Genomic DNA, 13,418 nt, shown 5'->3' with positions numbered 1-13,418 from the left:
TATTCAAACAAAACGGGCACCTCAATGAGGTGCCCGTTTTTTAAATCTCGTAATTTTGTGACCCTTAGCTGTTTAGCTAAAAACGACCTTGATAAGTAAACTGGTACTTACCTTGGCTATCAGGGTTACCCAACCACTTAAGCTGACTCTGCATTGCTGGCGGGAATTCCGCCCCCGGCTTAAACCATGCCGCCGACGTATAGCGTTGGTTGGGTGTTACGCTCGCTGAAAACTCACTGTCTACCTGATCGCTCTTCTGAGTGCCTTTCGCTGCAATTGTGCTGTCTTCACAGGTTATGTCTGCAATCACAGGGCCAAGGTCTAGCGAGCCAACAGGAGAGTCGACTGCGGCACCAGACCAAGCCAGTGTACCTTCGCCAGATTGACACCAAGGCTGAGCGTGAACCGCATGCTTGATCGTCAGTTCAACTTGTCCACCAATAGAAACCGGTACTGGAATAGCTGGAGCGTATTTCATCACGTTCATAGCAGGCATTGAAGCTACTAAGTTCTCTGCATATGCGCCACTCATGCTGTACCCGACACGCCCTTTACCTGATAAGTTCATGTCACTGTTACGACCAAAACGAACCGCCAGTTCTGCTTTGGCTTGAAATAGCTTAGAAAACTGGAAATCCCACTGCACTGAACCGTAATTGATGCGCTGCCATACGATGTTGTTAGCGCTGCCTTGCCAAACGGTGCCCTCCACGCCTTCGATACTCAAGCCGCGCACAGCAGGAGCCTGCTTGAGAGCAAAAGAAGCCGGCAAGTGCAGCAACAAGCTGACCGAGAAAAAGACGATAAAGATGCTACTGAAGAGCAGGCCATACTTAAAAGATAAACCGCGTTTCACATTAACCTCGTTTAAACTGTAGTCGGTTGACGTCAATAACCCCAGGGTTATCAGAGCGATCAATATCCATAAACTCGACCTCAACACCCTGTTTTTCTTTCAGATATGTTAGCCAGTCAACGAACTTATTAAAAGGCACTGGTTTTACCCACACTTGCAGCATCTCGCCCCGTGGTTGCACACGTATCAGCTCGATATTAAAGCGACGCATAGAAGCAGGTACAGATTGGTTCAGAGGTTGACTGGCACTAATGCCACCACTGCCTCGTAGTTCAACCACTTCATTGGCTTTATTGGTTACCCAAGCCAGTAGTTGCTTCTCGCTTTGAATACGGGTCTGCGCGAGTTCAGCTCGCTGACTGAGTGGCTGGATTAGCCCCCAATAAACGACACCGACCACCAACAGAATTGAGCAACCAATAACTAATCGTTGCTCTCTTTGACTTATTGAAGTCCACCACGCTTGGAGTGGCTCAATCATATTTCTCATCACTGATCTCCTTACGCAGGTTATTGATGGGGTTTAAGAGTAAAGCTGCCAAATACGGCATCGCCATTACGGTTTAACGGACCTTGTTCGACGGTAAATTTCTCTTCGAGCTTCACTCTCGCGGTCTCAAAATGTTGGAAGTCAGAACTTTTCGCCTGTAGTCGAATCTCAGAACGATTACCATCGAAGCGAATGCTTTCGACTTCGATTGATTTCACCTGACCTAAGGTTTCAGGCAGCAATGCTAACCAACCCAATAAAGAATTACCATCGCCCGAGCCGCCATATTTCTTGGCTTCATCGTTCATCTGGCGCTTAAGGTAGCTGACTGTCGGAATACGTTGTTTACCAGGCAGCACAGCTCTAAAGATACGCTCACTCTCCATGCGGTAGGCTTGTGCTTGAGCTTCGAATTGCTGAACCTTCAACACTTGTTGAGTCACAATCACAGCCACCAACATACAAGCAGCAATCGCAACTTTCTGCCATACGCGCCAATACTTACTGAATGAAGATTTGGTTTTAAAGGTGCCAGTCAGTAAATTCACACCGCTTGTGATCGCTTGTTGGCTCAGCAAAGACATCACCAATTCCGCAGGCTTTGCTTGCCAATTCGCACCGCTTTGCTGTTGAACGTCTTCGTTCGGCATCGCGGTATAGCTGAAGATAGTCGTCGTTTGCTCTTCGTCATCAGCAACAACCCAATCACTTTGCAAAAACATCGGTAACCATGCTTCGCTGATCGATACGGCTTGATAGTCACCTTGATGTTGAGAGTTACCTTGACGTAATAGCCAATGCTGGTCGATCTGTAATGCACTGATGCCTTGCTCTTCAAAAGGCACGGCCAGTGTATCTGGCAACACCTTACGGAAGATAATATTGGCTTCGCGAAACAGGTCTAACGCTTGCTTTAACCATTGACGATCGACACCACACACTGTCGCGTGCGTTGCGTCTTTATCTAAAATAGTCAGGTGTAAGTCTTCGATATCTTGTGCGACTTCGTCTTCTAATAAAAACGGCAGCATAGAGTCGAACTGGCGAGCAGCACCTTTCGGGATCTCAACACGCTTAATTAAGCATTCATTTCCCGGCAATAAAGCGATACAGCTGCGCTTTTCAGCGTAAGGCGTTAACTCATCAAGCTGCTCCCAGCTAGACAGTTCGCCACTTGCTATCACTTCTTGTTGGCTTGTCGACCAAACTAACCACTGCACAGGGCTTTGTGGTTCGCTACTCAGTCGAACGGTCAGAAACTCGCTCACTGATTCCTCCAAAACGACGGCGTACTACCGTCACTGTTTCTCGATTACTACTATAGAAAAGCGTCCGTATACGTACACGTGACTGCTCAACTAATACCTCTGCATCTAGCTCAAAATAGGCGCTATCTACAGTTAAATATGCTTTCGCTTTTTTGCTGACTTCGGCACTCACACCCACAATGGCCGATTCAGCCATAAACGCATCCACCGTATCCCAACCATCAAATGGGCGTTTGTCTATCAGCTGTTTGGCATCCGATTCACTTAAGCCGGGGGCAAACATCGCTTCCAATAACGGCGCCTGCTTTTCCGTAAGTGTATTCACGTTCAAGCGAAAATCGTCACTCGGCAGAGCACAAACAAAGGGGCGAACCTTATTCATCACCTCACCGGTAACTTGATAAACCGCTCGTAGTTCGGACTCATTGGCCATTAAGCCATTCGCCGCCAAATAAGGTGGCTTCATCGCCTCATAAGTACTGTCTTCTACACCTGCTGAAGAGGTGGTTCGGGTATCGCTATCAACAAATTCCCAGCTTGAATGCGCGATAACCTCGGCCTGATAAGGCTCAACATCTTGGTTTTCCAACAAGGTTTGCCAAACCGTAATTAAATAAGGTGTTTGGTTACTTGAAGTCGCCGTCACACCAGCCAACGCATTGAGATTAAAACATGCCTGAGCATCAACAATACGGCCTTTAACTTGACCATAATCCAATGGGTATACCTGTTCTTCTAACGCCCATGGTTGGCTCAAATTGACGGTATCACTGTCTTTGTAGCTTTGCCTAATGCCGTCTTGCACCAGTGCTTCGACACCAATGCTGTACCAGTAAGCCTGTTGGTAATTTAGTTGATTGCCAACGCGCTTAAATTGAGTAAACAGGCGTTCCGACATACTGCCAGCTATGGTTGCCATGATCGCCAATAGCATCAGAATAATGATCAGCGCGACACCACGCTGCTTGCGCCCCATGGCAGACCTTGTCAGTGCAAGCTTATTAGTTCGATGAGTCATTATTCCCCTCATTACTACTTGAAGAGTCACTGTTTGAAGAATCATCGGCCTGATCTAGCGTGCCACCTGGGGTGAGATAAATACGCTCTATCTCGCCATAATCTTTCAAGGTTAGCTTTAACCTTACCGCTTTCGGTAGCGATTTGTCGGTTTGCCACTCTTTCCCCCAGCGGCTTCCGTCATAAAACTCGAATTCCAAGCTTTCAACATCATCAAGCAAAGGCGTAATCACACCTTCTTGTCCTGCAGGAGTATCGGGGTAACGCCACCACACACGCTCAAGCGTTTCTTCTTTAATGCGGTAACCCACTTTGGTGACTTCTCCGCGAGGAAACTGCTGCTGTGGGTTATGCCAACCAAGGCGAGTAAACATGATGCCAACGCTGTCGGAATCCAGTAAATACTCTTTAATTAAGATCAGCTTAGATGATGCTTCTTCACCGTTGGTGCGAAATTGTCGCACCGCCATCTGGCGAAAATCATTATCTAAAATGACTAAGCTACGTTGCAGTTGATTTAAACGAGCACTGCGCTCGATTGAAAGCTCGTTGCTGCGCTGAACCTGATTCACTACCTGATAAGCCGCCATGCTCAACGTGGCAAAGATAGCGATCGAGACCAAAACTTCAATTAAGGTAAAGCCTCTCCCTTTTGAAGATAGACCTTGTTTACGTGGCATACGCTTATTTGCCGACACGCTCTTACCTAGCGACTTGCTCTTAGCTAACCACACGTTTTTAGTTGACCACATAGCTGCGCACCGTAACCACTGGAGACGCTTTCTTGCTGGTTGCCGCACTCACATCAAACGCCTTTAATAAATTATCGCTGGTATCGATGGGAGTCACCTTCCAGAACCACTCTCTTCCCGCCAACTCTTGTGTACCCTGTGCTTTTTTAAGCTTCTCAGGATGCAGCATCACCAAGGCCATTTGATTATCAACGACCATAGCAGCGAAGGTTTTTTCTTCTAGATAACTGAGAGTATTGATGTGCTGCGTAACAGCACGAATCACACTGATCGCTGCCGTTGCGAAAATAGCGAGCGCAACCAATACTTCAAGCAGAGTCATACCTCGAGAACGAGAAGGAGAACGGTTATTCCTCTTCATATTCTTCTCCCGGCTCTAGTAATCGAATGACACCATTATCCAATACTCGAATACGCCAACCATCTTGTATGGTGTCTCCGGTATTTGGATAAAACGACAATACAAATGGCGTCATTTCAGCACTCGACAAGATGTAGATCTGCGGTGGCTTCGGCTTCTTTTCCTCTTCAAGATCAGCAAACATATCTTCATCAAATAAGCTTCCCGGATTAAAAAGGCGATCGTCGTCTTCCCAAGCTCCACCACCAAGTGTCAGCGTCAGTGCGAGGTCTTCTGGTAATTGAGTTGAAGAAGGGATCTTTTCGAACTCAGTTTCTTGCCAACCATCAGACTTCAAAGTCATCAGAACGTAAGTCGATTTCTTTTCATCAACCCGAACGCCAAAATCCAAGCCACTTAAAATAGCTTCTTCATTGAGTAGCTGAACTCGCTGATAAAAGCTTTGAGCGTATTTTTTAGCAACATCTTTACTATTGGTAGGAATGGTCGCGATCACCGCGACCGCCGTTACTGACAGTAATACCAACACCAAAAGAATCTCAATTAAGGTGAAACCTGGCTGTGTTTGCTTAGTTTTCACCTTTAGACTCCATCTGTTTACGTCCTAACATCAAATAACGGCATCAAGTGACAATAAGCCTAGGCTTACTGAAAGTCTTGCATGTTCCAGTTGCCGATATCCGCAGCAATACCTTCACCACCTTCTTGGCCATCAGCGCCAAGTGTAAAGATATCGATAGTGCCGTTATCACCAGGGCTTAGGTATTGGTACTCATTGCCCCATGGGTCGTTAGGTAGACGCTTGATGTAGCCACCGTCACGGTAGTTACGAGGCTCAGGGCTACTTGGTTTAGAAACCAATGCATCAAGACCTTGATCCGTTGTTGGGTAAACGCTGTTATCCAGTTTGTACATATCGAGCGCATTCTCTAGCGCCACGATATCAGTGATGGCTTTTTGTTGGTCAGCCTTCTCTTTGTTACCCAATAGGTTAGGTACAACAAAGCTCGCCAATACGCCAAGGATAACCACAACAACCATCACTTCTAATAGGGTAAAGCCTGATTGTTTCTTCATTCTGTTTTTCATTATTTTCTCCAAATTACAGACAGCGAGTTGAAGGTAATAATGTCCTTCTTCTCGATAATCCAAAAACTAACGTCTTATAAGCGGTAGGTTAGCCGCTCATTAAATTATTCATTTCAAGCATCGGCATCAGAGTCGCCATCACAATAAACAGCACCAAGCCTGCCATCAAAGCGATAAGTGCTGGCGTAAAGATACCTAACGCGATATTCACCGTCGATTCAAAGCTTTGGTCTTGGTTGTCCGCCGCTCTTGTCAGCATCTGCTCCAACTGACCACTCTGCTCACCACTGGCGATCATATGCAGCATCATTGGAGGGAAGAGTTTGGTTTGATCGAGCGCTTTACGTAGACTCGCGCCTTCTCGAACGCTGTCTGATGCTTGCAGTACTTGCTGCTTCACATGGTGATTCGACATCACATCTACCGCGACCTTCATCCCTTCAAGGATAGGAATCGCACTAGAGGTACAGATAGAAAGTGTTCGTGCAAAACGAGAGGTATTAATTCCTTTCGCGATCTTGCCGATCAGTGGAATGCTTAATAGCTTGCGATCCCAACTCATGCGAACACCCGGCTTTTTCAGCGCGGTCTTAATCAACACAATCACACCGATGAACAACAACAGTAATTGGATGCCCCAATTCTGGATAAATTCACTCGATGCTAATAAAAATTGTGTCGATTGAGGAAGTTCTTGGCCCATTTGGATAATCGGTTCAACGATCTTAGGTACCACGGTTGCCAGCAGGAACGAAACAATCGTCACCGCAAACACCACCAGCACCACAGGGTAGATCATCGCTTGCAGCAACTTAGAGCGCATCTTCTGACGGTTTTCTGCGTAATCGGCTAGTCGCTCCAATACCGCATCTAAGTGACCCGATTTCTCACCAGCTGCGACCATGGCTCTAAACAGTTCATCAAAGATATGTGGGTAATCAGCTAAGCTATCGGCTAGCGAATAACCTTCCGTTACCTTAGAGCGGACCGCCAGTAACATGGTTCGAATTCGAGGTTTTTCAGACTGCTCGGCAACGGCCTTCAAACACTCTTCTAGCGGCATACCAGATTGAACGAGCGTCGATATTTGACGAGTAATCAAAGCAAGGTCAGGCGTGCTGATACCACGCTTAAAGCTGGTCGAGGGCTGTGCACCTTTCGCTGTTTTAGCTTTAGCTTCGGTCATCTCAACCGGCATCAAGCCTTGTTCCTTTAAGCGCTGGCGAGCCTGACGAGCGTTATCCGCTTCAATCGAGCCCTTTTTACTTTTACCCTTGGCATCCAGTGCTTTGTATTCAAATGCCGCCATACTAGACTTCCTTGGTCACGCGCATCACTTCTTCTAGGGACGTTACCCCTTTCAGAACTTTGCTCAAGCCATCATCTCGAATACTTGGTGTTGTGCCACGAATTGCTTTCTCAATTGCCTGTTCGCCAGCTTCACTGTGAATCAGCTCTTGTACCGAATCGTCAATCATCAATAGCTCATGAATACCGGTACGGCCTCGATAGCCTTTGTGGCTGCAGCTTTCACACCCTTTGGCATGGTAAAGCGTCAGGCTGTCTTTCTTCTTAAATCCAAACAGTTTTTTCTGTTCTTTATCCGCTTCGTAAGGTTCTTTACAGTCGTTACACAGGGTGCGAACCAAGCGCTGAGCCAAAACACCCAGCAGCGAAGAAGAGATCAAGAAAGGTTCGATGCCCATATCACGCAGACGCGTGATCGCACCGATTGCCGTATTGGTGTGAAGGGTCGACATTACTAAGTGACCGGTTAAAGAGGCTTGAACAGCGATCTCTGCGGTCTCCAAGTCACGTATCTCACCAATCATAACTACATCGGGATCTTGACGAAGAATGGCACGTAAACCACGCGCAAAGGTCATATCAACCTTAGGGTTTACCTGCGTTTGGCCAATGCCATCGATATCGAATTCGATTGGATCTTCAACGGTTAAGATATTGCGCTCGTTGCTGTTGAGCTCTTGCAGGCCGGCGTACAAAGTGGTTGATTTACCAGAACCCGTAGGACCGGTAACCAAGATAATGCCGTGTGGGCGCTGAATTAGCTTACGGAAGTTTTCGTGGTTCTCTGCCGTCATACCTAAACTGTGCAGGTCTAGACGAGTAGCGTTCTTGTCCAACAGACGCATTACCACACGCTCGCCGTGTGATGAAGGCATGGTTGATACACGAACGTCGACCGCTCGACCACCGATACGCAGAGAAATACGGCCATCTTGTGGCACGCGTTTTTCCGCAATATCTAACTTAGCCATAACCTTCACACGCGAAACTAACAACGGAGCCAGTTTACGGCTCGGCGCCAACACATCACGTAACACGCCATCAATACGGAAACGGATAGACAGTGACTTCTCGAAGGTTTCGATATGAATATCCGAAGCACCTTCTTTGATCGCCTCGCCCAACATCGCATTGATTAACTTGATGATTGGTGCATCGTCTTCCGATTCAAGCAAGTCTTCATCTTGTGGTAGCTCTTCTGCTAGAGAGAAGAAGTCGTCGTTGTCAGCACCAATGTCTTCCATTAGCTGACGAGCTTCCGACGAGTCACGCTGATAAGCATCGGTCAATTTTTTATCAAATTCGTCTGCGCTGATCGCTTGTGGCGTGAAGCCATTTTTCACCACGCGGCTTACTTCAATGATCGCCGCCGATTTTAGAGGCTCCACATAATAAAGTACCGGTGCACGCTCTGGGTGCTGATATTCCAACACCATCTTGTAGCGATTCGCAAAGCTAAACGGCAAGCGCTGATAAGTACGTGCCGCCCCTACCAATTCAGCCATTATTCTGTTTCCATTTGATCAATGAAGGCTTGGATTTCAGCCGGGTGATTCATGTCTGCACCAAATTTAGGCAATACTGGGATGTTATCGTCATCGAGTAATTTCAAACCTTGCTCTGCCTTATACAGCTGCTCTGCTCGGATGAAGTTGTATTTACGCTGAGTGATACCATCGGCTGTCATACCATCACGGATGATGGTTGGCTTAATGAATACCATTAGATTCTTTTTCTCAACCTGAGTACTGGTTGACTTGAACAGGTGCCCAAGAACAGGAATATCACCCAAGAATGGCACCTTAGATTCACTCTCTAATGCGCGCTCGTCAATCAAGCCACCAAGCACCAGCATTTGGCCATCTTGAACGATTACTGATGTATTCAATTGACGCTTAGCAAAACGCACATCAACCGCGCCATTCGCGCCCAGTACGTTCGACACTTCTTGTTCAATATTTAGCTGAACCGAATCGCCTTCGTTGATTTGCGGCACGACTTTAAGCTTGATACCCACTTCTTTACGTTCAACCGTTTGGAATGGGTTATCGTTACTTGAACCCGCCGTCGAGCCAGTTAAAACCGGAACTTCTTCGCCAACGATAAACGATGCTTCTCCGTTGTCCATTACGGTAATACTTGGAGAAGATAGGATGTTTGAATTGGAGTCGGTTGCTACCGCACTGATCAAGGCAGTCCAGTCACCCATTACCACGCTCATGGCTGCGCCATTAACACCTGAAAGTGCAGAGGCTAATGTTGAATAGTCCCCTTGTTCAGTCGTGGTTTCATTTCGTACAAACTTACCATTTTCATCGTATACAGCGGTTGTCGTTTCTGTATCTTTTGCTTCTTCTAGACCCACCATTACGCCACCAATCGACGCGCCGGTGTTGCTGTACTGAATCATGGCACCCGTTTCTAAGTTACCCCACTGCACGCCAAGATTAACGCCGTCACCTTCTGCCATTTCGACAATCAAGGCTTCAATCAATACTTGAGCACGACGAATATCCAGTTGTGCGATCACGTCTTGCAAGGCATTCATGATGTCTGGCTGTGCAGTAATAACCAAAGAGTTGGTATCACTATGAGCTGAGATCATTACTTGGTTACGTTGCGATGAGCTGCCTTTAGTTGAAGATTGTTTCTCCGACTGTAAGTTGTCCGACACGCCTTTCAGCACATCAACCAGATCTTCTGCTTTTGCGTATTTAAGGTAGATTACCTGGTTGTTACCTTTGGTCGCCATTTCGACATCAAGCTGCTCGATAAGCTTTCTTAATCGGCTACGAACCTTAGGGTCACCTGAAATCAGAATCGCATTGGTACGCTCATCGGCAACCAGTTTAGGTTGAAGGAATGCAGGCGTATTCTTTGCATCTGTGGTTTTGCTTAGAGCGTCAACAATACGCACCATCTCCGCCGCTGATGCATTCTTTAGCTCAACGACTTCAATCTCTTTATCACCCGCTTGGTCAACACGCTTGATAATTTCAGCTAAACGGTTTACTACCGCCGCTCGGCCTGTAATAAGGATGATGTTAGCTGGGTCGTAATGCACAACGTTACCCGCGCCAGCATTGTCGTTAAGTTGACGAAGCAGAGGAGAAAGTTCACGAACCGATACGTTACGAACCGTCACTACCCGTGTCACTACGCTATCACCAGTGATTGAATCACGGTCACCAACAACAGGGATTGCCGAAGTTTTCGAATCTTTGGCTTTGATGATCTTAAGAACACCCGAGTCCATTTCAACGACTGCGTAGCCATACACCTCTAGTACGTTTAAGAAGAAGCTGTAATATTGCTCTTCATTCAATACGTCGTAGCTGCGTACATCGATTTTTCCGCGCACCGATGGATCAACGATGATGGTCTTCTCTAGGTTACGACCAACAATATTAATAAACTCTTGAATATCAGTGCCTTTAAAGCTGGCACTAAAATCACTCGCGATGGCTGCGGGTGTGCAGATTAAGCTTCCTGCCAATAACCATGCACTTTTCTTAAACCAATGCTTCACGTACTTCTCCTACACTTTCGTCCTTCGTTAGACGCAAAGTTTTAAAATTCAATAAACACTTCATGTTGTTGACCATCTCTCTCGACGACGAGGTTTAGCTCTGTCAGCTCGGAGATAGAACGGAATATGTTGCCCATAGCGGCGGGGTCAGTCAGGTCTTGACCATTTAACTGAGTAGCAATATCTCCGTTTTGGAGCCCTACTGAGTTAAAAAGTTCTGAATCTTTGCCAGGGCTCACGCGATAACCAATAACGCTATCGTCGCGCTTCACCTGAGACAGTCGAACATATTGGAAGATTTGTTGCGGATCTTTCATTATCTTCGCTTTAATTTCATCAAGCTTCTCTTCTGCAGAAGCCGGGTTATTACCACGAACTGAAGAAGAGCTACGAGGTGCTGCAGGCGCTGATACGGCCAAACGCTTGTACTCAATACCTTCAAGCATCAAGGTTTCGTCACGCCCTGAGTTATCAATAATCACACGATCGATTAATACCGCTTTTAGCTTGGCTCGAGTGCCTTCAATCTCTTCATTAATTCCGTAGGTCGCTTGCGTGCCGCGATTGGCGATCACCGCTAAGCTCAGTTTTGGATTCGAGCTTGCGACTGCACCCACTAAAACGAGATTTAATCGAGTCTTAGGCGCATCTTGGATAACTTGCTGTTCAACCACAGCGGGCGTGCTTGGGTTGTAAGCACCAAACATGTTGCTCTGCTGCAAAGAAGAGATATCAAGGGTCGATTGAGGTGCTGAAGATGATGAAGCGGTTGCTGTCCAAGGCGCGACAGTTTGCTCAGCAGGTTCGATAAACCATGCAAGCTGTCCTAAAATCCATGCGGAAGCTGCAATCAATACACAACAGGTCGCTAAGCTTAGTTTCTGCTGAAGTACAAATCCATTCTCTAATAAGCGGCTCAACATAGGAGAATTCCCTACGCGATTTTTGAGCTCTAAAAAGTTCACTTTCCTAGTCCCTTTTCATGACGACAAACGCTGCAAATCATTAAACTTTCAGCTTTTTTATTCATTCGTTCGATACCAAGCTTATTTAAGCAATAAGATCCTGAACTATATCATAGCAAATCGATAAATCGGCATAACATGGCTATTTTGTATTATGACTTGAAAAAAATGCCAACCGCCTCCACTTTAAGCTTCTACTTAATGTGATAAGCATCATCAAAAACATGTTGCGCACTGTTCATTACAGTTAAACCGCATTCATTTCTCACTTAATAAGGCACAGCCCTATATGAAAACTGCTAATGAAGCTGTCAGACTCGATAAATGGTTGTGGGCAGCTCGTTTTTACAAAACCCGGTCTATTGCTCGCAACATGGTCGATGGTGGCAAAGTCCACTATAATGGTCAGCGCAGTAAGCCAAGTAAAATTGTCGAACTTGGGGCTGTGATTACACTGCGCCAAGGTAATGAAGAAAAGACGGTAACGATCGAGAAAATCTCTGCTCATCGCGGTGGAGCTCCGATCGCTCAAACCCTCTATGAAGAAACCACCGAGAGCTTGGCAAAAAGAGAAGAGTTTGCGACACAGCGTAAACTGAATGCTCATAACCCAGCTCCAGAGCGTCGCCCTGATAAGAAGCAACGTCGTGACATCATCAAGTTCAAGCATCAATAAGCTAGAAGGAATAGCCAAATGGCAGACCCAATGTCTACAAGTAATGTTTTAAATCGCTACCTATTTGAAGACCTATCAGTACGTGGTGAATTGGTACAAATGGATGAAGCGTACCAACAAATTATTTCTAGCAAGGAATACCCAGCGCCAGTGCAAAAGCTACTGGGTGAGCTATTGGTATCAACAACGCTATTAACTGCGACCCTAAAGTTTGAAGGTTCTATCACGATGCAATTGCAAGGTGACGGCCCAGTATCTCTAGCAGTTATCAATGGCGATCACGATCAGAAGATCCGTGGTGTTGCTCGCTTTGAAGGCGATATCGCAGACGACGCTGGTCTACACGACCTAATGGGCAAAGGTCACCTAGTGATCACCATCGATCCTAAGAAAGGTGAGCGTTACCAAGGTATCGTTGGTCTTGAAGGTGACACGCTGGCACAAGTGCTTGAAGGCTACTTCGCTAACTCTGAACAGCTTAAGACTCGTCTATGGCTGCGCACTGGCGAGCATGAAGGCAAAGCACACGCTGCAGGTATGTTGCTACAAGTAATGCCTGACGGCACTGGTACGCCAGACGACTTCGAACACCTAGAGCAACTAACAGACACCGTGAAAAACGAAGAGCTATTCACTCTAGAAGCGAACGAACTACTTTACCGTTTGTACAACCAAGAGAAAGTACAGCTATTCACACCACAACCGGTTGAGTTCTTCTGCGGCTGTTCACGCGATCGAAGCGCAGCAGCAATCATTACCGTTGCTCAAGAAGAGATCTACGACATCCTAAGCACCGAAGGAAGCGTTGGTCTACACTGCGATTACTGTGGCACAAACTACTCGTTCGACAAGAATGATGTTGATGCACTGTACGCAGAAGCAGCAGATAAAGGCAGCAATACGGTTCATTAATTTACGGCGTACCAAAAACACGTAATTTACCCCAAAAAGGTCAGCACTCAGCTGGCCTTTTTTGTGATCAAAACAGCGCAAACTCCGTAACATCTCGTAATAAAATCACCGCTTAATTTTAATCAATTAATAATGTTCTCGCCCCTAGCGCAAAGGTTTGCGTACAGGATAGACTAGTTGGGCCAATATGTGACG

At 46.5% G+C, this 13,418-nt stretch carries 14 protein-coding genes; 2 read left to right on the top strand and 12 right to left on the bottom strand.

Features of this window, described 5'->3' with window-relative positions:
• Window positions 1-76: 76 nt before the first annotated feature.
• From MSG35_RS19390 to gspC, 12 genes are all read right to left on the bottom strand, one after another.
• Complete coding sequence (locus tag MSG35_RS19390) at window positions 77-856, bottom strand: type II secretion system protein N (protein ID WP_048607634.1); 780 nt, start codon at window positions 854-856, stop codon at window positions 77-79.
• A 1-nt stretch (window position 857) separates the two neighbouring features.
• Window positions 858-1,346, bottom strand: a complete 489-nt coding sequence (locus MSG35_RS19385) for a type II secretion system protein M (RefSeq protein ID WP_019826466.1) — start codon at window positions 1,344-1,346, stop codon at window positions 858-860.
• Window positions 1,347-1,366: 20 nt separating this feature from the next.
• Window positions 1,367-2,614, bottom strand: coding sequence for a type II secretion system protein GspL (gene gspL / locus MSG35_RS19380; protein WP_248384791.1), 1,248 nt, complete (start codon window positions 2,612-2,614; stop codon window positions 1,367-1,369).
• A complete protein-coding gene (gene gspK, locus MSG35_RS19375; RefSeq protein WP_248384790.1) occupies window positions 2,583-3,632 on the bottom strand; it encodes a type II secretion system minor pseudopilin GspK in 1,050 nt (349 codons plus the stop codon). The genes gspL and gspK overlap by 32 nt, the downstream gene beginning before the upstream one ends.
• A complete protein-coding gene (gene gspJ, locus MSG35_RS19370) occupies window positions 3,616-4,383 on the bottom strand; it encodes a type II secretion system minor pseudopilin GspJ (protein WP_248384789.1) in 768 nt (255 codons plus the stop codon). The genes gspK and gspJ overlap by 17 nt, the downstream gene beginning before the upstream one ends.
• Window positions 4,370-4,744 carry a type II secretion system minor pseudopilin GspI gene (gene gspI, locus MSG35_RS19365; protein ID WP_108020203.1) on the bottom strand — a complete coding sequence of 125 codons (375 nt, stop codon included), beginning with the start codon at window positions 4,742-4,744 and terminating at the stop codon, window positions 4,370-4,372. Before gspI ends, gspJ begins: the two co-directional genes overlap by 14 nt.
• Window positions 4,731-5,324 (bottom strand): type II secretion system minor pseudopilin GspH, encoded by a 594-nt coding sequence (gene gspH / locus MSG35_RS19360; protein WP_061039839.1) that lies wholly within the window; start codon window positions 5,322-5,324, stop codon window positions 4,731-4,733. Before gspH ends, gspI begins: the two co-directional genes overlap by 14 nt.
• A gap of 65 nt (window positions 5,325-5,389) precedes the next feature.
• Entirely contained in the window at window positions 5,390-5,833 is a 444-nt protein-coding gene (gene gspG / locus MSG35_RS19355) for a type II secretion system major pseudopilin GspG (RefSeq protein ID WP_017062485.1), read from the bottom strand.
• An 88-nt stretch (window positions 5,834-5,921) separates the two neighbouring features.
• Window positions 5,922-7,142, bottom strand: a complete 1,221-nt coding sequence (gspF, locus tag MSG35_RS19350) for a type II secretion system inner membrane protein GspF (RefSeq protein ID WP_086774464.1) — start codon at window positions 7,140-7,142, stop codon at window positions 5,922-5,924.
• Between the two features lies 1 nt (window position 7,143).
• Window positions 7,144-8,646, bottom strand: coding sequence for a type II secretion system ATPase GspE (gspE, locus tag MSG35_RS19345; RefSeq protein WP_050619715.1), 1,503 nt, complete (start codon window positions 8,644-8,646; stop codon window positions 7,144-7,146).
• The gene (gspD, locus tag MSG35_RS19340) at window positions 8,646-10,670 is read right to left on the bottom strand and encodes a type II secretion system secretin GspD (RefSeq protein ID WP_248384788.1); all 2,025 of its coding nucleotides are present in this window, start codon (window positions 10,668-10,670) and stop codon (window positions 8,646-8,648) included. The genes gspE and gspD overlap by 1 nt, the downstream gene beginning before the upstream one ends.
• Before the next feature lie 41 nt (window positions 10,671-10,711).
• Entirely contained in the window at window positions 10,712-11,593 is an 882-nt protein-coding gene (gene gspC / locus MSG35_RS19335; protein ID WP_050619714.1) for a type II secretion system protein GspC, read from the bottom strand.
• Window positions 11,594-11,924: 331 nt separating this feature from the next.
• Here gspC and hslR point away from each other — a divergent pair, with 331 nt between their 5' ends.
• A complete protein-coding gene (gene hslR / locus MSG35_RS19330) occupies window positions 11,925-12,311 on the top strand; it encodes a ribosome-associated heat shock protein Hsp15 (RefSeq protein WP_048607611.1) in 387 nt (128 codons plus the stop codon).
• An 18-nt stretch (window positions 12,312-12,329) separates the two neighbouring features.
• Complete coding sequence (gene hslO / locus MSG35_RS19325) at window positions 12,330-13,223, top strand: Hsp33 family molecular chaperone HslO (protein WP_019826486.1); 894 nt, start codon at window positions 12,330-12,332, stop codon at window positions 13,221-13,223.
• Window positions 13,224-13,418: the final 195 nt, after the last annotated feature.

The organism is Vibrio sp. 1CM23M, assembly GCF_023161755.1.
In the GTDB taxonomy this organism is placed as follows: Bacteria; Pseudomonadota; Gammaproteobacteria; order Enterobacterales; family Vibrionaceae; genus Vibrio; species Vibrio coralliirubri.
Note: the sequence above shows the minus strand (reverse complement) of the source record. Positions and strands in the feature narration are given on the sequence as shown.

Coding starts and splice junctions, on each gene's coding strand:
- MSG35_RS19385 (WP_019826466.1), bottom strand. CDS start 1,346: ATGAGAAATATGATTGAGCCACTCCAAGCGTGGTGGACTTCAATAAGT.
- gspK (WP_248384790.1), bottom strand. CDS start 3,632: ATGACTCATCGAACTAATAAGCTTGCACTGACAAGGTCTGCCATGGGG.
- gspJ (WP_248384789.1), bottom strand. CDS start 4,383: ATGTGGTCAACTAAAAACGTGTGGTTAGCTAAGAGCAAGTCGCTAGGT.
- gspI (WP_108020203.1), bottom strand. CDS start 4,744: ATGAAGAGGAATAACCGTTCTCCTTCTCGTTCTCGAGGTATGACTCTG.
- gspG (WP_017062485.1), bottom strand. CDS start 5,833: ATGAAAAACAGAATGAAGAAACAATCAGGCTTTACCCTATTAGAAGTG.
- gspF (WP_086774464.1), bottom strand. CDS start 7,142: ATGGCGGCATTTGAATACAAAGCACTGGATGCCAAGGGTAAAAGTAAA.
- gspE (WP_050619715.1), bottom strand. CDS start 8,646: ATGGCTGAATTGGTAGGGGCGGCACGTACTTATCAGCGCTTGCCGTTT.
- gspC (WP_050619714.1), bottom strand. CDS start 11,593: ATGTTGAGCCGCTTATTAGAGAATGGATTTGTACTTCAGCAGAAACTA.
- hslR (WP_048607611.1), top strand. CDS start 11,925: ATGAAAACTGCTAATGAAGCTGTCAGACTCGATAAATGGTTGTGGGCA.
- hslO (WP_019826486.1), top strand. CDS start 12,330: ATGGCAGACCCAATGTCTACAAGTAATGTTTTAAATCGCTACCTATTT.